This window comes from Nitrosospira sp. Nsp1 (assembly GCF_900100985.1).
GTDB lineage: Bacteria > Pseudomonadota > Gammaproteobacteria > Burkholderiales > Nitrosomonadaceae > Nitrosospira.
Map to the genome: position 1 here is coordinate 162531 of NZ_FMUF01000001.1, position 18432 is coordinate 180962.

An 18432-nucleotide genomic window follows, 5' to 3' on the forward strand; every position below is an offset into this window, starting at 1 on the left:
TATTCGCCTCGAAAGACGAATATGACCAGATGTCCCGATTCAAGCGCCCACACCTATCGGCTGTAAATTTTTAAAGAGCGGTCTGTTTAGCGAACTTAAAGCTTCACAGGGAAAGGCGGCATTATACGGATACTAAAAGCAGAGTCAAGGGTTTATTTCAAACTTCTTTATTCTGCTAAGAGGAGATCGTTACCCTGGCGAATTTTCGCTTGCCTACTTGCACTATTGCGCTTTCACCACGACTCAACTTGATGGTCTTGTCGCTGACTTTTTCGCCATTCAATCTTACGCCACCTTGTTCGATCAGGCGTAGCGCTTCTGTGGTACTGGCGGTTAGTCCGGCTTGCTTGAGCAACTGTGTTATCGGCAACCCTTCAGCGTCAGTATACAACAACTTCTGAGGCATGTCATCCGGCAGCGCGCCGCGCGTGAACCGCGCCTCGAAGTCGGCCAATGCCGATTCCGCGTCTTGTTTGCTGTGAAAGCGCGCAACGAGCTCTTGCGCAAACATCACTTTGATATTACGCGGGTTGCGGCCGCTTCTCACTTCCTGCTGCCACTGGCGAATAGCACTGACCGGCTCAAATGATAATAGCTCGATATATCGCCACATCAGCTCGTCAGAAATCGACATGAGCTTGCCGAACATATCGGTGGGGTTCTCGGTAATGCCGATATAGTTGCCGGCTGATTTGGACATTTTGTTGATGCCGTCCAACCCCTCGAGAAGCGGCATGGTGATAATACACTGCGGTAATTGTCCGAAGTGCTTCTGCAATTCCCGGCCCATCAGCAAATTGAATTTCTGATCAGTGCCGCCCAGTTCGATGTCTGCCTCAAGCGCAACTGAATCGTAGCCCTGAATCAATGGATACAAAAATTCGTGAATAGCGATGGCCTTATTACTTCGATAGCGTTTGCCGAAATCGTCACGCTCCAGCATGCGTGCAACAGTATGTGTCGCCGCCAGTTTGATCAGATCGGCGGCATTGAGCGTATCCATCCAACTGGAATTGAACACCACCTCGGTCTGCTCGGGCCTGAGTATGCGGAAGACCTGATTCTGGTAGGATTTGGCATTCTCGGCCACCTGCTCGCGAGAAAGAACGGGGCGCGTCATATTCTTGCCGCTGGGATCACCGATCATGCCGGTAAAATCACCAATCAGGAATAGGGCGCGGTGCCCTAAGTCCTGTAAATGGCGAATTTTGTTGAGCAGAACGGTATGACCCAGGTGCAGGTCCGGCGCTGTGGGATCAAACCCAGCCTTGACCCTGAGCGGGCGATTTAAAGCAAGCTTTTGCTCTAGTTCGTCTTCCGGCAGAATCTCGCTGCTACCACGCTTGATGATTTCCAGCTGTTCTGAAATTTGTGTTGTCACAGGAACGCCGGGAGTATATTACCCACAATTATCCGCTGCAAAACCCCAATTGATCAGCTTATCCAGCACGGCATTAACATAATCCACACGACGATTCTGATAATCCAGATAGTAAGCGTGTTCCCACACGTCAATCGTCAATATGGGCTTTATCCCCTTGGTCAATGGCAGATCCGCATTGCCGGTCTTGCTGACCAGGAGTTTATCGCCATCCTGTACCAGCCATGCCCAGCCGCTGCCAAACTGGGTTGTCGCCGCAGTCGCCAGTTCTTTCTTGCAAGCTTCGACGCTACCAAAAGATACGTCGATTTTTTGCTTCAACGCTGCCGGAGGCACACCACCGCCTTTAGGCGTCAGGGAATTCCAGTAAAAAGTATGATTCCAGATCTGTGCTGCGTTATTGAAAATTCCGGCTTTGTCGGCCTTGCCTGCCACCGAAGCAATGATCTCCTCCAGGGATAAATCCTCGAGCTCGGTCCCGGCTATCAGCTTGTTGAGGTTATCGACATAAGTCTTGTGATGCTTGCCATAGTGAAAACTCAGCGTATTTGCGGAAATGACGGGGTCCAGCGCATTATCCGGATAGGGTAAAGGTGGCAGAACATGCGGCGCACTTTCAGTCTTTTGGTTGCTCATGATTTTTGCTCCTTGTGTGGTGACATAAAATCCGATCCGTTCCCCTTTGCGAAATACCGAACGGTAAATTATTTCCGGGGAATAAATAAAACCGATTGATACGCTATTACCAAGATGACCTGAGAACAACGCGTTCTGATTCAGTTCGCGGGACCATTATGAACAATGGCCGATCGAAAAGGGAAATCGTGGTTGGCTTCGGTATAGCTGGATCAGGCGGTAACACTATAGGAAGTATATCCGAAATAAGCGGAAAATAGCGCGCTGCTGTTCGGCAGAATATGGAGTTGAAGCGCCAACAGATCAGTCCGCCGCCTCATTTTTCCGGTCTGCCGACCCGATCACTGGTGTCGTGCTGAGAGCAGGTAGAGATCTAATGCTTCAGGCAATATTGTCCAAAATCCGTTAATGCACCAGACGCCAAGATCAGACAGCGGTGAAGCCAGCCGAAATCACGTCATGAGCGCAACTGAGGATATGTGATGGAAGACTTGGGAAGGTGAATCATTCAGAGGACGATCGAGCCAAATAAAGCACCCCGCCGCAAGCAGCGAGGTATTAGCTGCGCTCTTATAATTCGCTGGCTTTCAGCCAACCTTTGTCCCCAAGACGCGGGGCATTAAACCCGGAGAGATTGAAAAACCTGAGCTTGGATGATGAGAAACTTCAATCAATGCGTGGTGGTGAAAACCATCCGGAAATCACACCGCAATGAGCAGGTGGTTGCGACTACCTCACCTATGCTGGAGTGCGCCAAAACCCGTTGCCTATCAAGCGCTATGCACCTTGGAGTTCAACCAGTTGCCGGTCGGGGTAGCGCTCTATCTGATATCTCAGCCACAGCCTGCCACCGATATGCAATGCCAGCATATCGGCGTTGAACTGCAGATCCCGGTTTTCCATCTCACTGGTGGTTTCGCGAAATAGTTGAAGCCACCGCTCAAATAATTCGGCAGTCAGGCCGGGCAGAGCCACGTGCTTGGGCATGGGAGCGCCGCGAAAATGGCTCGTTCCGCGCAGCTTCATCGACCAGAAATTGATCATCTGCACAAAATGCGCATCCCAGTTGGTAACATGCGCTTCGAAAATCGGGCCCAGTAACGGGTCTTTTCTGGCTCTTCCGTAAAAGGTATGAACCAGCCGAGAAATTTCCTCTTCGGTACACAAGTCAGGATAGGGTGCTATAAACTCTGGTTGTGGCGTAGTCATAGTAGTCAGAAAATAATAAATATCATTACCGCAGCTATATGGCGGGGTCGCTGGCTTAGGGTTCCTGGGTAAAAATGGGCGCGAGGATTGAAAATTGCAATCTCGTACTTTAGGCAACATTCTATGTGACAAGTTTGCCTGAGTAAAGAGCCAATGCAGGTTTACCACATCTTCAAAATGATTCCGGTCCGTTTAATATTAAAAGAATACCGGAACTGGAAGAATTGAAATCTAGAACACGCCATCCCTGGATACTCCATCGCACCTTAGCATTACCCGCAATGTTTGCAGTGCTTCCAACTGAATCTGGCGCACGCGCTCCCGTGTGAGATCGAGATTCGTCGCCAATTGCTCCAGTGTCTGGATTTCGTATCCGTTAAGGCCGTAGCGCTTTTCAATGATGAGCCGTTGCTTATCATTCAACCGGTTAAGCCATTCCTGAATGCGACATTTGATCTCAGACTGTTCCACCATATGATCGGGGCCGGGATTGTTATCGTCGGCGATCGCATCGCCAATGGATAATAATGGATCGACATCGAGCGGCGCATCCAATGACATCATACTCATGTTCAAGGACAACATTCTTTGCACTTCCTTGACGGGACGTCCGAGTAAATGCGCCACATCCTCCGGTTTGGGCTCCTTTCCCGTATGCGCTTCCAGATGACGGGCGGCGTGTAAAATGATATTCAAGTCTTTGATGACGTGCACCGGCAAACGGATGGTTCGCGACTGATTCATGATGCACCGTTCGATGTTCTGCCGTATCCACCAAGTGGCGTACGTCGAAAAACGAAATCCACGCTCCGGGTCGAACTTGTCCAGTGCATGCATCATGCCCATATTTCCTTCTTCGATCAGATCCAGTAATGCGACACCGTGCTTGGTATAGTGTTTTGCGATATTGACCACCAAACGCAGGTTGCATTCAATCATTTTCTGACGCGCATCAAAATTATTCTGCCGGACCAGGCGTGTCAATTTCGCCTCCTCCTTCGCACTCAACAGCGCATTGTGGCCGATATCATTGAAGTAGATCTGGGTGACATCAGTCAGGAGGAAGTCGCTTGGAGGCTCGGCGTTTGCGCTGGCGGGCGCTTCGGAAATTTCAAGAATATCATCAGGATCCACAGGATCCATCTTGTCAAAGGATTCCTCGTCATCGGTATACCGTAGCTGATTCATCATGGGCTCATCCTGATATTCCGGGTAAATGCTTCAAGGGGTCAACCGGTTTTCCATTCTTGCGAATTTCAAAATGAAGCTTTACCAGACTCGCGTCGGTATTTCCCATCTCGGCGATCTTCTGGCCTCTTACTACTGTTTGTCCTTCTTTCACCAGAATTTTGCTGTTGTGGGCATAGGCGCTGAGGTAAGTATTGTTATGCTTGATAATGATAAGCTTGCCGTAACCGCGCAGTCCGGCACCGCTATAGACCACCTTGCCATTGGCGGATGCGGCTACTGCCTGGCCGGCATTACCTGAAATATCGATCCCTTTCGAACCTTCCGAGAAAACGCCCAATATTTTGCCCCTGGTTGGCCAGATCCAGTCGACGCGATCGCCGTCATAGGGGTCTTCTGCTGCTGGGGGTATTGGATTAATTTCGGTACCGGTATTCTTCTCGGTCATCGGGTCGACTTTTACCGGCACCACCAAGGGAGGTGCGCCCGGTAAGCCTTTCAATTGTGCGATGGCCTGATCCGAATAGGGTAGTTTGAACCCCCTGGGTTCTGTTTTCAGCTTATCCGTGCTGGCCTGAGGTTTTGCTACGTTTGGGGAGACGATGACAGGTGTGGTTACGACCGGGGATGGCAGCGTCGTTTCCCGGATGGGAAATAATGCTGGCTGTGCCAGCAGGGAAGGCGAGGATAAGTAAAGTTGCTGTCCGACATGAATGGCACCCGGATCCGAAATATTATTCCATTCCGCCAAACTCTTCTGATCGATGCCATGGCTCAGCGCGATGCTGTACAGCGTGTCACCTTTTTTTATGATGTATGCATCAGGTCGCCGGGTGGATACCTCGGAACCGGCATTTTCCGACTCTACCGTTGCGCGATCGACTACCGGCGCGCGATTAGGCGTAGATTCACAACCCGTAACCAAAAGGCATAACACGAGAAGCGGGCAATAGGCTGAAGAAAAAAAACTGCTCATATGAAATGAACGACGCCCCCTGAAAAATTCGCGGCACAATGCATCACTGCTCAAATACTTCTGCCTGATCCTCGCACGCCTCATTCCCGTCTCTTATTTTGCATCGTTTAACGTTTCCAGATTCCGGGCACTATCGGAACAAACCTGACCTCGTCCAGCATTGTCTCAGTATAACCCTGCAAATTACGTTCGATAACGCACAGATACTGATCCTGGCTTCCCTTGGGAAAAACTATCCTGCCGCGAATCGCCAGCTGTTCAAGTAATGTTGCTGGAATATGTGTAGCCGCGGCGGTAAAGATAATGCCATCGAACGGTGCGGACTCGGGCAACCCGAGCAAGCCGTCAGCATGCTTCAGGCGGACATTGTTGAGGCGCAGTTGTCGCAAACGAGTGCGGGTGCGGGTAAGCAAGGGTCCGACTCTCTCGATCGAATAAACCTCCCGCACAAACTGCGCCAGTACAGCGGTCTGGTAGCCGCAGCCCGAGCCGATCTCAAGCACCTTGTCGAGGCCCGAACCCGCGCGCAGCAGCTCACTCATACGCGCTACGGTAAATGGACTCGAAATGGTCTGGCCGAAATTGATAGGCAATGCCACATCGTCATAAGCACGGTTTGCCAGGATTTCCTCGACGAAGATGTGGCGAGGAACGGCGCTCATTGCCGCCAGCACCACTTCATCAACGATGCCCCGCGCGCGCAGACGCTCGATCATGCGCGCGCGGGTACGCGCCGACGTCATGCCGATACCGGAGTAGTGGGTGTTCAAATTAGCGATACCTTGAACAGGTGGTGTTCAACCATGCACAATAACCGAAATGCTGTGCTGCTATTTCAACCACTCTTTTACGGCATCCAACTGCCCATATCGTGTCAAGTCAATTTGCAGCGGGGTCACCGATACACGGTTACGCTGAATGGCGAGAAAATCCGTGCCCTCTCCCGCATCCTGAGCAGGCCCGGCTGCACCTACCCAGTAAACGGTATTCCCGCGCGGGCTCCGCGATTTGACCACGGGCTCCGCCTTATGCCGACGGCCAAGCCGGGTAACCTCCATGCCTTGCAATTCGTCGTACGGTATGTCGGGTACATTGATGTTCAGCAATACCGTCCCGTGAAGCTTGTCGTTTTGGAAACGTTGCACCATTTCAGTCGCTATACGCGCGGCGGTGGAGAAATTACCGGTGGAAAAGCTGGCAAGAGAGACGGCAATAGAAGGGATGCCCAGCAGGAAACCCTCCGTCGCGGCAGCTACGGTACCGGAATAAATCGTGTCGTCACCCATGTTGGCGCCATCATTTATCCCGGACACCACCATATCCGGCAATGTGTCGAGCATACCGGTGACAGCCAGGTGCACGCAATCCGTGGGCGTGCCATTGACATAAAAGAATCCATTATGGGATTTGCGGAGACTCAGGGGCCGATCGAGCGTAAGAGAGTTGCTGGCGCCACTCCGGTCGCGTTCCGGTGCAACCACGATGATATCTGCAATAACGGAAAGCGCTTCGGCGAGACAGGCGAGACCTGGCGCAAAATACCCATCGTCGTTACTGAGCAATATGCGCATTCGAACAGTTACCCAAGTAATTTTTTTGCTTGGCGGGAGAAAAACATTCGCAAGCGGTGCTGATAAGCCCGCAATATGCGACAGAATCAATCAACCCGTAAGCTTGATTGGTCGGGGCGAGAGGATTTGAACCTCCGACCACTTGCACCCCATGCAAGTACGCTACCAGGCTGCGCTACGCCCCGAACATGGAATTATAACAATAAGCCAAGAGGTTAGGAACCTTAGAAATTGCTATTACTGCTTTATGACCCGTAGAGCGAGAGCGGGACTACAGAAAATGGATCAAGATTGAAGTAATGACACGACACTTTTGATTTCATCTCTCAATAGCGCCAGATCGACTGATGAGGGATGTGGCGCAATCGAACCGGAAACAGGAAGAATCGCCTCGACCATACCCTGCCCCAAACGGCTGCGAGCGCCATGAATGGTGAAACCGTGTTCGTAGAGCAACTCCCGGATGCGACGAATCAGCAGTACTTCATGACGCTGATAATAGCGGCGGTTGCCGCGCCGCTTGACGGGCTTCAACTGTGTGAATTCCTGTTCCCAATACCGCAACACATGTGGCTTAACGCCACATAACTCGCTAACTTCGCCGATGGTGAAGTAACGCTTCGCCGGAATGAGCGGCAAAGCGTTGCTAGGCGTTACGTTTTCCATCGTGATTTTCTTCCACCATTGCCTTCAATTTCTGACTGGCGTGAAAAGTGACCACTCTTCTGGCAGTAATGGGAATCTCTTCTCCTGTCTTGGGGTTGCGGCCAGGACGTTGCGGCTTGTCGCGCAACTGGAAATTGCCGAAGCCGGAAAGCTTGACGCCATCGCCATTTTGCAGGGCGACGCGAACCTCCTCGTAAAAGGATTCCACCATGTCTTTGGCTTCGCGCTTGTTGAGCCCGACTTTTTCAAAAAGCAAATCCGCCAGCTCGGCCTTTGTTAAGGTCATAGTCTCCCTCACCTGTTTAGTTACTTTCAAACCTGGTAGCCTCTGAATAATTTCCGGGGAGCATTCAGTGGCCGCTGAGTTGACAAAACGGAATATCACAAGACGCCGTGGTTACCTGGGTCAATGGCCTGCAAGCATAATATCGAGTATTCGATTCACTGACGCAGGCAGGACGGTTCGGCACCCTATGGGGTGGCGAAGCCGAATCATTCGCGCTCCGCCTCCGGCCATCGTCTCTCCATCTTGGGATCTCTACGAATCCGGTGCCACTGCGAATCACTATCGGTTCGCACAGTAGCCCTGGTCATTACTCTACTTTGATCAGCTGCGGAGTTTTGCCCTGAACTGATTCTGCAAAACATTTATCAACTGTGCGACAACCCGATCTGCTTCCGCGTCGGTTAACGTTTTTTGAGTATCTTGTAATAACATACGGAATGCAAGACTTTTTTTGCCGTTTTCCATACCTTTGCCATGATACACATCAAACAGGGAAATTTCCGAAATAACGGGCAGTTTCTCGGCGTGCATGCAGTCCAGCATTGCCTGAACATGAACATCTTCCGGCACCACCACGGCGATATCCCGCCGTATGGGTGGATATTTTGAAATCTCCGCCGCTTTCGGCAGGGCTCGTGCCATGACGCTTGCCACCTCCAGTTCGAACAGCACAACCGGTTTGGGCAAGCCGAACTTTTGTTGCCAGCGGGGGTGAAGCTCTCCCAGATAGCCGGCGATTTTGCCATCCAGGCGGATCAGAGCCGATTTCCCGGGATGCAACGCCGGGTGAGGCGCCGCTTCGACTTCAACTGCTGCTGGACAAAACAGCGCTTCGATATCTGCTTTCACATCATAAAAATCCACCGTGCGCGCCCGCTCGCCCCACTGCTCGGCCATTGCATCCCCGTAGCAAAGGCCGGCTAATTTTTCATGTTGCGCGTAGGTGTCCCCACTTTTTTCGAAACAACCTCCAATTTCAAACAGACGTACTCTGGGCTGCTTACGGTTGAGGTTGAATTGCAGGTTCGATACCAGGCCGCCGATCAGGCTGCTGCGCATTACGGCCAACTGATTGGACAGGGGATTTTTCAGTGCTACCGGTGCGTTGTTGCCCGCCAGCTCCAATTCCCAGGAGGCATCCACGAAAGCATAGTTGATGACTTCCTGGTAATCCCGTCCTGTCATTATTTCCCTCAACTGTGCGAGGGGCTTTAATGTTTCAGGCGCAGGCAGCATGCCCAGTTTCATCTGGGGCAAGGTAGCGGGTATATGATTGTAACCGTGTATGCGCGCCAGTTCCTCGATCAGGTCTTCCTCGATGGCAAGATCGAAGCGGTATGTCGGCGGCGTAACCAGGAAGACATCCCCCACCACGGAAAAGCCGAATTGCAGGCGGCGGAATAATTCGGCAATCCTGGCTTCGCCAAGATCGATGCCCAGAACCCTCCGGGTCCGTTCCACGCGAAGGCGGATGGGATCGCGTTGCGGCAACTTGCCTTTGATCTCGGTAATCGGCCCGGTCCCACCGCCACAAATATCCAGGATCAAACCCGTTGCGCGCTCCATCGCGTCACGTGTCGCGCCAAAATCCACACCCCGCTCAAAGCGATACGCTGAATCCGAACTAAACCCGAGTGAAAATGATTTGCCGGAGATCACCTCAGGACTGAAAAAAGCGCTTTCCAGAAATATATCGGTTGCCCCTTGAACCACCCCACTCTCATTCCCACCCATGATACCGGCGAGCGCCAACGGCTTGACCTCATCCGCTATGACCAGCATGCCGGATTGCAGCATAAGGTCTTCGCCGTTCAATAATTGGAGCCTTTCGCCGGGCTTGGCATAACGCACATGAATGGAACCCCTGAGGGCACCTGCAATCTTTGCGAGATCGAAAGCATGGAGGGGTTGACCGGTCTCCAGCATTACGTAATTCGTTATGTCAACCACAGCGTTGATCGAACGCAAACCGCTACGTTCCAGGCGACGGATTATCCACTGAGGGGTGGTAACATCGAGGGAAACGCCACGTAACACCCTGCCACAGTAAAGCGGGCAAGCGTCCGGCGCATCGACTTGTATCGCCAGGGTGTCATCCAACTGGCTTCCAATCGGCTTGATCGTTAACGGCTTGAGATCTTCGAATGTAATCGCGGCCACCTCCCGCGCTATGCCGAACAACCCAAGACAATCCCCGCGATTTGGCGTCAGCTTGAGCGTAAGGAGGTTATCCTCAAGTTCATAATAATGTCGAAAATCCCCACCGGTTGGCGCACTCTCCGGAAGCAGCAATAAACCGGCCGCGGCTTCTTCCAAACCCAGTTCCCTGGCTGAACATAACATCCCGGCGGATTCGATTCCACGTATCCTCGTCCGTTTAATGGTGAAACCCGGCAGTTCCGCTCCTTCCAGTGCACATGGCACCTTCACTCCGGCACGAACATTTGCCGCACCACAGACAATCTGGAGCGGCTCACCAGCCTCCCCCATACCCGCATCGACCTTGCAAACATAAAGGTGGTCCGCGTCCGGATGCTTGTGCACGGACAGTACTTCGGCCACCACTACCTTGCTGAAGGCTGGCGCGACCGGCTCGATGGCCTCGACTTCCAGGCCGGCCATGGTTAGCGCCTGAGCAAGGTTGCCCGTCGATAACGGCGGATCAACAAGAGTGCGCAGCCAATTTTCTGAAAATTTCATTTGAATTTATTTCTCTTTGCAGGAGAGACGGACCGAGTGTACTTGAGGGGGCCTTTAAAGGATCACGAGATGTGTTTGGCGATTACCGCCACTGCTCGCCGAGTCACACCTGCGCCCCAGGGTTCGCGTAACCTTGCCGCTCTTCAGTATATTCGCAAGGAGTATCCGCGCTACCCAGGCATGCCTGCGTCCTTGCCTCTCCAGATATTTTTGGATTTACCAATTGAGTGGCGAATGCAACATGCTGTTTCCGGCAATCCCGTTAGTCTTTTAATTGAACGGTTTCAGAAATCGTAAATCATTTTCAAAAAACAACCGCAAATCGCTTACGCCATACCGCAGCATCGCCAACCGCTCGACCCCCAGCCCAAACGCAAAACCAATATATTTTTCGCTGTCTATGCCAACATGCTTGAGAACGTTAGGATGCACCATTCCGCACCCCAGCACTTCCAGCCATCCGGTATAACTGCATATGCGGCAACCGTTTTCGCACTTCACGCAACGGATATCCATCTCAGCGGAAGGCTCGGTAAACGGAAAAAAAGAAGTACGGAAGCGCACCGGCAAATCGTCCCGCTCGAAAAATTGTTGCATGAAATCGGCCAGGACGCCTTTTAACGCCGAAAAATTGGCATTTTCATCCACCCAAAGACCTTCTACCTGATGAAACATGGGTGTATGGGTTAAATCAGAGTCGCAACGGTACACTCTTCCTGGCGCGATCACTTTCAGGGGCGGCTGGTTTTTCTCCATATAGCGGATTTGAACCGGCGAAGTATGTGTACGCAGCAGATGCCTGCCGGCCTCATCATCGACGTAAAAGGTATCGTGCATGGCACGTGCCGGATGATTCTCCGGAATATTGAGCGCGGTGAAATTGTAGAAATCGGTTTCGATCTCGGGACCGGTGGCTACAGTAAACCCGATTGAATGAAATAGTGACTGGATGCGTTCCAGGGTCCGCGTTATTGGATGCAGTCCCCCCATTCCCAAACCGCGTCCCGGCAGCGTCACATCCAGCGCCTCTTCCAGTAACTGCGCCTCCAGTTTTTTTTCCTGGATCGCATCCCTGCGGAAATCAAGCGCCGCTTCCAAGGTTTCCTTCGCCTGGTTTATGCGATGTCCGACGGCGGGGCGCTCTTCCGGCGGGAGCTTGCCCAATCCCTTCAGTAACTCCGTCAGGCGGCCGTGCCGGCCTAAATAGCGCGCCTTGACTTGCTCCAGCTCGGCAATTTCATCCGTACCATTGAACAGGTCAATGGCCTCACTGATAAGGTGATCCAGATTAGTCATACGCAAACGAAAATAGGATGGATTACCGGATCTCTACAAGAAAAAAGGAGGCAAGGCGTCTCTGCCTTTAGCCTCCTCGCAGCGTTTTTTTTGCTACTACTGCTATACAGCCAAGCTGGCTTTGGCCTGCTCGACTATTTTCGCAAAAGCCGGCTTATCAAATACAGCAATATCAGCCAGAACCTTGCGGTCCACCTCGATCGCCGCTTTCCTCAAACCGTTCATGAAAACGCTGTAGGGCAACCCGCATTCCCGCGCAGCAGCGTTGATACGAGCAATCCACAAAGCCCGAAACTGACGTTTCTTCTGACGGCGGTCGCGGTATGCATATTGCCCCGCTTTCATCACCGCTTCCTTGGCAATACGATAAACGTTCTTGCGGCGGCCGCGATAGCCTTTCGCCAGATCCAGTACTTTTTTGTGACGGGCGTGAGCCGTTACACCACGTTTTACTCTTGGCATCTCGGTCTCTCCTAGGCGTAAGGCAGCATGGCGCGCACAGACGGCACATCACTGCAATGAATGCCCACGGTTCCCCGTAACTGACGCTTGTTTTTCGTGCTTTTCTTGGTAAGAATATGGCGTTTGAACGCCTGTGCGCGCTTGACGCTGCCGCCTGCCCGCACCGTGAAGCGCTTTGCAGCTCCACTCTTTGTTTTCATCTTTGGCATTGTATTACTCCTGCTTTAACATGACGCCGGGTGTTTCCTGACCGGAACACTTTAAACCCGGAGATCACTTGTTTTTTGAATCGCAATATCACACCGGTGCCCGCTTTCGCGTTATCCGATTCACGCTTGAATAAGCGGTCCCGCTACCCCCTTTCCAACTTCCAGTTTCTGCGCGATGGTCAGGTGAGTTTACGTCCTTAATCACGGGCTACATCAGTTTCCGTAACCCCCTTCGACTTCGCTTCCTTTGGTTTGACTGCTACTTCTTTCTTTCGCGGAGATAGCACCATCACCATTTGCCGTCCTTCCATCCGGGGAAACTGCTCAACCACCGCATGCGGCTCCAGATCATCTCTGACGCGTTCAAGCAGACGCACACCAAATTCCTGATGTGCCATTTCACGTCCGCGAAACCGCAACGTGATCTTGGCTTTATCACCTTCTTCAAGAAAACTGATCAGGTTACGCAGCTTGATGTTGTAATCGCCATCGTCCGTATTAGGCCGGAACTTGACTTCCTTGATTTGGATCTGCTTCTGCTTGAGCTTGGCTTCGTGTTTTTTCTTGCTCTCCTGATAACGAAACTTGCCATAATCCATCAGCCGGCACACGGGGGGTCGAGCCGTGGGTGCGATTTCAACCAAATCGACCTCGGCTTCCTCCGCCAAAGTGTTGGCGGCCGCTAGCGCGACTATGCCTATTTGCTCTCCATCTACACCAATCAAGCGCACCTCGGGCGCATTAATCTCCTGATTGATACGGGCTGCTTTTTCTTGGACTATAGTAATTCCCCAAATATGTTAATAAATCAAACCTCGCCCGCTCTCAGGCATATCTCTGCTTTAAGCCGTTCTATCAGCATCGGCAAAGACATCTGACCGAGATCGGAGCCTACCCGGGTTCGTACTGAAACCGTTTGCGCAGCGACTTCCTTCTCCCCCACGATGATCTGGTAGGGCAGCTTTTGTAAACTATGTTCCCGTATTTTATAAGTTATTTTCTCATTTCTCAAGTCCGCGCACGCCCGTATGCCGTTATGCTTGAGCTCTTCGGCTACTTTCCGGGCGTATTCCGCCTGTCCCTGAGAAATATTCAATACTACCGCCTGGTCCGGAGCAAGCCAAAGCGGCAAGGCGCCCGCATAGTTTTCCAGGATAATGCCAATGAAGCGCTCCAATGACCCGAGAATCGCCCGATGCAGCATGACTGGCACCCGACGGGAATTATCCTCGGCCACAAATTCGGCATCTAATCGCTCCGGCATGGAAAAGTCAAGCTGGAGAGTACCACACTGCCACAAACGGCCAATGCTGTCCTTGAGCGAAAACTCGATTTTTGGTCCATAGAAAGCGCCTTCGCCGGGCTGCAGCTCCCATATGAGCTTCTTGTGATCCAATGCGGCTTGTAATGCGGCTTCTGCCTTATCCCACTGCGCCTCCGAGCCCACGCGTTTTTGAGGGCGGGTCGAAAGCTTCACCAGTATCTCATCAAAGCCGAAATCGGTATAAACCTTCTGCAACAGGTCAATAAATTGTATCACCTCACCCTGTACCTGGGCCTCGGTGCAAAAAATGTGCGCATCGTCCTGAGTAAATGCCCGCACTCGCATAATGCCATGCAAAGCGCCGGATGGCTCATTACGATGACACGAACCGAATTCGGCCAAGCGCAACGGCAAATCCCGATAGCTTTTCAGTCCCTGCCTGAACACCTGGACATGACCAGGACAGTTCATGGGCTTGACCGAAAATTCACGCTCTTCCGATTGAGTGATAAACATGTTTTCGCGGAAATTTTCCCAGTGCCCTGACCGCTCCCATAGACCTTTATCCAGTACCGAGGGGGTGCGAATTTCGAGATAACCGTTATTGCGGAATATTTCCCGCATGTACTGCTCTATCTCCTGCCATATGATCCAGCCCTTGGGATGCCAGAATACCATACCCGGTGCTTCTTCCTGAATATGAAACAAATCCAGTTGCTTGCCGAGCTTACGGTGATCACGCTTTTCCGCTTCCTCAAGGCGGCGCAGATAGGTGTCCTGATCTTCCTTTTTGGCCCAGGCGGTGCCGTAAATTCGCTGCAACATCTCATTGCGCGAGTCGCCGCGCCAATATGCTCCCGCAAGCTTCATCAGCTTGAAAACCTTGAGCCTGGATGTGGCAGGCACATGCGGCCCCCGGCATAAATCGGTAAAATTTCCCTGAGAATAGAGCGAAACTTCCTCATTGCCGGGAATGCTCTCGATGATCTGCGCCTTGTAGTGCTCGCCCTGGTTCTTGAAAAAATTGATTGCCTGGGAACGTTCCCAAACCTTGCGCTCGACTTTCAGGTTGCGCGCGCTGATCTCACCCATGCGTTTTTCAATTGCGGCCAGATCATCCGGTGTGAATGGACGATGAAAGGAAAAATCATAATAAAAGCCATCCTCTATCACGGGCCCAATGGTTACCTGTGCTTCCGGAAACAGCTCTTTCACTGCATGTGCCAGCAGATGGGCGCTGGAATGACGGATAATTTCCAGCCCTTCCGCGTCCTTTTCAGTAACGATCGTCAAGTCGCTATCAGTTTCGATGGGGCTGGATATATCCACCAGCTTGCCATTCACTTTGCCGGCCAGTGCGGCTCGAGCCAGTCCTGCGCCGATCGACGCCGCGACGTCGCCTACCGTCACCGGGTGTTCATACCTGCGCTCAGACCCGTCCGGTAAACGAATGACAGTCACGACTTATTCCTTTTTTAAAGATATGAAAGTAAAGAAACGACAGAAATTTTACAGTGATCATGGTTCATTCACTACTCACAACTGTAATAGCCTATTTTCCCATAGATTTGCGTCTGTGCCCAATCCTGCCTCATCCGATAAAACAGAGTCATAACGAGTGGAATAAGCGGCTCTGGTCCTGAATGCGGAGCGGTTTCCGTAGAAGGGAACTGCTCCGGCCCTGAAAACCCGGGAAAAACTGAAAAAAGGAAGAAAAGAAACCGCTGGCAGCTTGTCCAACTTGGGGAATCGCGGCGAAAAGGTGACGGGTGAGGGCAGATTTTGTGGATTTTAAAGGCCAATAGTTATTCTGTTGGCGAAAAAAGCGGCGAAATATGAACCGGCCAGACGGTTTTGCGGCCGATTTCCTTTAAGTCCGACAGGCTGTCAGGGACGTGTGCGTTGGATAACCGTGGATGTTCAGCAGATCCGTTGCAGTGTAGCTGCCCTGCCGGGATGGCCTGCTGCGCCTTCCTTCAGCGCGACCATCCCCGATCCGATGCGCCACCGCAGGTGGGAATTACAGGCTGGCCTCGCGCTTGAGTACTTCCTCAATCCTGAGATCCACTTCCGGCTTGCCGCCAAAAACGGTTCCTACCTTCTTTTTGTCAAGGTGCTCCAGATTGGAGGCATAGGCCTGAGCCGGTAATGGGAAGAATTTAACTTCTTGCACCAGCGCAGACGCATTTTTCATGTAGAACTCGATAAGCTGCCTGACTTCGGGTCGCTCTGCCGACTTGATGTTTACGTAAATGAAAATAGGGCGGGACAAAGGCTGGTAGCTCCCTTCCTCCACAGTTTTGGCGGAGGGAATGATAGCTCCCTTACCCGCATCGATGGCAACAGCCTTCAGTTTTTTCTTATTTTCGGCATAGTAGGCAAAACCAAAAAAACCGAGGCCGTTCTTGTCGCTGGCCACGCCCTGCACTAATACGTTGTCATCCTCGGACGCGGTAAAATCCCCACGGCTCGATTTGGCCTTACCGACGATGGCTTCCGTAAAGTAATCGAAAGTACCCGAATCCGCACCCGCGCCGTAGAGCTTGATCGTTTCATCGGGCCATGCCGGGTTCACCTGACTCCATTTGGTGATTTTACCCTGCGCCGCAGGCTCCCATATCTTCTTCAACTCCGCGACGGTAATCGTGTTGCTCCAGTTGTTCCTGGGATTCACTACCACGGTCAGCGCATCAAATGCGATCGGCATTTCGACATATTGAATGCCGATTTTTTTGCAATCGTCCATTTCCTTTTTAAGAATAGGGCGCGAAGCGTTGACGATATCTGTCTCACCACGACAGAATTTCTTGAAACCCCCGCCAGTCCCTGAAATGCCGACTGTGACTTTAACTGCACCTTTCGTGTCCTTCTGAAAATCTTCGGCCACTGCTTCGGTAATTGGATAAACGGTGCTGGATCCGTCGATTTTCACAATGGCATCAGCCCCCGCAATGCCGTTGATACTGATCAGTCCGGCAAATACGACAGACATTCTCATTTTATTGCTATTCGGTAATTTCAACATTTCCCCCGTTTACTTGTCAGATGATCAGATATTGCGTTTTTAGAGCATCAGTCATGCTAGGTCATTAGTATTACGGTCTTGTGACATTCCTTGTGAACCCGGCCGCTTCTTGCGGCACGACCGGATACCTCGCACCCTTGGCGCCTGCTTTATCGACGTTTCATTCCACTGCAGCATTTCGCACGACATCCGCTATCTTTTCCGCCCAATGTTTAACCTTCTGCTTGGATTCACCCTCGACCATCACTCGTATCAGAGGTTCTGTGCCTGATGGGCGCAATAGCACGCGGCCGCTATCGTCAAGATCGCGCTCGGCTTCTGCCTGGGCCGCTTTGATCGCCACATTGGCACGCGAATCGAACCCCTTGGGGACCTTGACGTTAATCAACTGTTGAGGATATAGCGTGACGCCATGTGCAAGCTCCGGCAGCGTTTTGGCGGAATCCCTCATGGCATATAACACTTGCAGCGCGGAAATAATGCCATCGCCAGTGGTATGTTTATCGATGCAAAGGATATGGCCAGAGCCTTCGCCGCCCAGTTGCCAGCCTTCTTTCTGCAATAGCTCCAATACATAGCGGTCGCCGACGTTAGCGCGAGCAAACGGGATATCCAGTTTCCTTAAACCGTTTTCCACCGCGAGATTAGTCATTAATGTTCCCGCTACTCCGCCCTTGAGCAACCCCTTCTGCTGGCGATGCTTGGCAATAATATAGATCAGCCGATCACCATCGTAAAACACGCCGTTTTCGTCAGCCATGATTACGCGATCACCGTCACCATCAAGCGCAATGCCAATATCGGCGTGATGCAGCCGGACCGCTTCCTGCAGGGCGGCACCATGCGTGGCGCCGCATTCGAGATTGATATTGAGGCCGTCGGGCTGCACGCCGATGGCAACGACATCCGCACCCAGTTCATGCAGCACCGGGCCAGCGATTTGATATGTCGCACCATGAGCGCAGTCAACCACAATCCGCAAACCGCGCAGATCGAGATGATTCGGAAAGGTACTTTTGCAGAATTCGATGTAACGCCCTCTGGCGTCATTGACCCTGCGCGCTTTACCGAGCTGCGCTGACGGCATCGATTTGATGGGCGCCTTCAGTCCCGCCTCTATCGCATGCTCGGTCACATCGGGCAACTTCGTGCCCGCCGCGGAAAAAAACTTGATGCCGTTGTCTTCGAACGGGTTATGTGAAGCGGAAATGACAATGCCCGCCTGCAGCCGCAGGGCGCGAGTGAGGTAAGCTACCGCCGGCGTCGGCATAGGCCCCGAAAGCAACACATCCACTCCTGCGGCGGAAAGTCCCGCTTGTAGCGCTGATTCAAGCATGTACCCTGATATGCGAGTGTCCTTACCGATCAGTACCGCCGGACGTTCGCCCTTGGATAGATGCCATTCTGACGATGCCAGGACCTGGCCGGCAGAATAACCAAGATGCATCACAAATTCAGGCGTGATAGGCATCTCTCCTACACGCCCGCGAATGCCGTCAGTTCCAAAATATTTTTTTGTCAATTGAAGGCTCCGTCGATAGTTACAACCCAGCGGCGGCGTAA

17 protein-coding genes and 1 tRNA gene are annotated in these 18432 nt (G+C 52.2%); all 18 read right to left on the minus strand.

Annotation, left to right across the window (positions count from 1 at the left end):
• Positions 1-175 precede the first annotated feature (175 nt).
• Entirely contained in the window at positions 176-1381 is a 1206-nt protein-coding gene (tyrS, locus tag BLP78_RS00705) for a tyrosine--tRNA ligase (protein WP_090455360.1), read from the minus strand.
• 18 nt (positions 1382-1399) lie between these two features.
• Positions 1400-2017: a superoxide dismutase gene (locus BLP78_RS00710; protein WP_090455595.1), complete on the minus strand. Its 618-nt coding sequence runs from the start codon at positions 2015-2017 to the stop codon at positions 1400-1402.
• 777 nt (positions 2018-2794) lie between these two features.
• A complete protein-coding gene (locus BLP78_RS00715; protein ID WP_090455362.1) occupies positions 2795-3226 on the minus strand; it encodes a group III truncated hemoglobin in 432 nt (143 codons plus the stop codon).
• Between the two features lie 231 nt (positions 3227-3457).
• Positions 3458-4414, minus strand: coding sequence for an RNA polymerase sigma factor RpoS (gene rpoS, locus BLP78_RS00720; RefSeq protein WP_176752748.1), 957 nt, complete (start codon positions 4412-4414; stop codon positions 3458-3460).
• A gap of 7 nt (positions 4415-4421) precedes the next feature.
• Positions 4422-5390, minus strand: coding sequence for a peptidoglycan DD-metalloendopeptidase family protein (locus tag BLP78_RS00725; RefSeq protein ID WP_090455599.1), 969 nt, complete (start codon positions 5388-5390; stop codon positions 4422-4424).
• Between the two features lie 107 nt (positions 5391-5497).
• Positions 5498-6133, minus strand: coding sequence for a protein-L-isoaspartate(D-aspartate) O-methyltransferase (locus BLP78_RS00730; RefSeq protein WP_371128842.1), 636 nt, complete (start codon positions 6131-6133; stop codon positions 5498-5500).
• An 87-nt stretch (positions 6134-6220) separates the two neighbouring features.
• Complete coding sequence (gene surE, locus BLP78_RS00735) at positions 6221-6961, minus strand: 5'/3'-nucleotidase SurE (RefSeq protein WP_090455367.1); 741 nt, start codon at positions 6959-6961, stop codon at positions 6221-6223.
• A gap of 108 nt (positions 6962-7069) precedes the next feature.
• Positions 7070-7146 (minus strand) — tRNA-Pro (locus BLP78_RS00740).
• A gap of 100 nt (positions 7147-7246) precedes the next feature.
• Positions 7247-7627 carry a MerR family transcriptional regulator gene (locus tag BLP78_RS00745; protein WP_090455369.1) on the minus strand — a complete coding sequence of 127 codons (381 nt, stop codon included), beginning with the start codon at positions 7625-7627 and terminating at the stop codon, positions 7247-7249.
• Positions 7608-7913 (minus strand): integration host factor subunit alpha, encoded by a 306-nt coding sequence (locus tag BLP78_RS00750; RefSeq protein WP_090455371.1) that lies wholly within the window; start codon positions 7911-7913, stop codon positions 7608-7610. Before BLP78_RS00750 ends, BLP78_RS00745 begins: the two co-directional genes overlap by 20 nt.
• 321 nt (positions 7914-8234) lie before the next feature.
• Positions 8235-10613 carry a phenylalanine--tRNA ligase subunit beta gene (gene pheT / locus BLP78_RS00755; RefSeq protein ID WP_090455373.1) on the minus strand — a complete coding sequence of 793 codons (2379 nt, stop codon included), beginning with the start codon at positions 10611-10613 and terminating at the stop codon, positions 8235-8237.
• Between the two features lie 270 nt (positions 10614-10883).
• Positions 10884-11909 (minus strand): phenylalanine--tRNA ligase subunit alpha, encoded by a 1026-nt coding sequence (gene pheS, locus BLP78_RS00760; protein WP_090455375.1) that lies wholly within the window; start codon positions 11907-11909, stop codon positions 10884-10886.
• Positions 11910-12011: 102 nt separating this feature from the next.
• The gene (rplT, locus tag BLP78_RS00765) at positions 12012-12371 is read right to left on the minus strand and encodes a 50S ribosomal protein L20 (protein WP_025040481.1); all 360 of its coding nucleotides are present in this window, start codon (positions 12369-12371) and stop codon (positions 12012-12014) included.
• A gap of 11 nt (positions 12372-12382) precedes the next feature.
• Positions 12383-12580, minus strand: a complete 198-nt coding sequence (gene rpmI / locus BLP78_RS00770) for a 50S ribosomal protein L35 (RefSeq protein WP_025040482.1) — start codon at positions 12578-12580, stop codon at positions 12383-12385.
• Positions 12581-12777: 197 nt separating this feature from the next.
• Complete coding sequence (gene infC / locus BLP78_RS00775) at positions 12778-13368, minus strand: translation initiation factor IF-3 (protein ID WP_090455378.1); 591 nt, start codon at positions 13366-13368, stop codon at positions 12778-12780.
• Positions 13369-13388: 20 nt separating this feature from the next.
• Positions 13389-15305: a threonine--tRNA ligase gene (thrS, locus tag BLP78_RS00780; RefSeq protein WP_090455381.1), complete on the minus strand. Its 1917-nt coding sequence runs from the start codon at positions 15303-15305 to the stop codon at positions 13389-13391.
• 559 nt (positions 15306-15864) lie between these two features.
• On the minus strand, positions 15865-16869 hold the full coding sequence (locus tag BLP78_RS00785) for a PstS family phosphate ABC transporter substrate-binding protein (RefSeq protein WP_090455383.1): 1005 nt from the start codon (positions 16867-16869) through the stop codon (positions 15865-15867).
• Positions 16870-17029: 160 nt separating this feature from the next.
• A complete protein-coding gene (gene glmM / locus BLP78_RS00790) occupies positions 17030-18391 on the minus strand; it encodes a phosphoglucosamine mutase (protein ID WP_090455385.1) in 1362 nt (453 codons plus the stop codon).
• Positions 18392-18432 lie beyond the last annotated feature (41 nt).